1 protein-coding gene is annotated in these 1,426 nt (G+C 76.4%); it reads right to left on the reverse strand.

The window, feature by feature from the left end; genetic code table 11:
• Positions 1 to 1,206: DNA polymerase III subunit gamma/tau (gene dnaX / locus PYV61_RS25285; RefSeq protein ID WP_275836654.1), on the reverse strand; the 1,206-nt coding region annotated here is incomplete at its 3' end.
• Positions 1,207 to 1,426: the final 220 nt, after the last annotated feature.

Raw genomic sequence — 1,426 nt, forward strand, 5'->3', positions numbered from 1 at the left:
GCCGACCGGCTGCGCGCGCGCGGCGGGCGCGGCGCCGCCGCCCCCGAATCCGCCGCCGCCGCCGGGCCCGAGCTCGCGCAGCAGCGTCTCCAGCTCCACCGAGCGGTCGAGCAGCGCGAAGCGCACCAGCAGCGTCTCCAGCAGCAGCTGCTGCTGGCCGCTCTTCCGGAAGCGCGGCTCGGTCTCGACGAGCGCGTGCAGCATGCGCAGCAGGTCGCTCGACGACAGGCGGCCGACGCGCGCCTGCAGCGCCTCGCGCGCGCGCTCCGACAGCTCGGGCGCCGCGCCCCCGAGCGTGAGCGCGAGCAGCGCGCGCAGCATGTCGCCGAGCCCGGCGAGGAAGAGCGCGAAGTCGATCCCCGCGTCGGCCAGCCGCCCGACGGCCGCGAACACGTCGCCCGCGCGCCGCTCGGCCACGAGGTCGACCACGGCGAGGTACTCGTCCTCGGGCACGAGCCCGAGCGCCTCCTGCACGCGCGCCGCGGTGACGTGCGACTCCGCGCCGAGCGACAGGACCTGGTCGGTGAGCGAGAGGGCGTCGCGCAGCCCGCCGTCGGCGGCGCGCGCGATCATCCCCAGCGCGTCGGGCTCGAACGCCACGCCCTCGGCGTCGAGCACCGCGGCCAGCCGCTCGCGGATCTCGGCGGGGCCGATGCGCTTCAGGTCGAAGCGCTGCAGCCGGCTGAGGATCGGCGCCGCGGTCTGCGCGATCTTCTGCGGCTCGGTCGTCGCGAACACGAACACGACGCGCGGCGGCGGCTCCTCGAGGATCTTGAGCAGCGCGTTCCACGCCTCGCGCGTCAGCATGTGCGCCTCGTCGACGATGTAGACCTTGTAGCGGTCCTCGCCGGTGGGTGCGTACATCGCGCGCTCGCGCAGCTCGCGCGCGTCGTCGACGCTGCGGTTGCTGGCGGCGTCCATCTCGACGACGTCGAGCGACGAGCCGCCGCTCCAGATGCGCGTGCAGCTGACGCACTCCCCGCACGGCTCGCCGTCCGCCTTGGCGCCGCGCACCTCGCAGTTGAGGGCCATCGCCAGCACGCGCGCCAGCGTCGTCTTGCCGGTCCCGCGCGGGCCGCAGAGCAGGTAGCCGTGCGCCACGCGCCCGCGCGCGATCGCCCCCTTGAGGGTGTTGGACACGTGCGACTGCACGGCCACGGAGGCGAAGTTCCGGGGGCGGTACTTGCGCGCGAGGGCGAGGGACATCGGAGGCGGGAGCGCGGCGGCCGGGGTCGGCAAGCGCCGACGCCGGAATCTCGCGGCGGCCGCGGCGCGTCGCCAGCGGCTTGCGCGCGGCGCGCCGCCTGCACCAGCGTAGGCGCATGTCCCGCGCATTCGTGAACGAGGACGCCGGCGGCGGCGCGACGATCCGCCGCTACGGGCTCCCGCCGCGCGACGACCCGGGGTTCGGCGCCGCCGCCGCGGC

The organism is Roseisolibacter sp. H3M3-2 (assembly GCF_029211165.1).
Taxonomy (GTDB): domain Bacteria; phylum Gemmatimonadota; class Gemmatimonadetes; order Gemmatimonadales; family Gemmatimonadaceae; genus Roseisolibacter.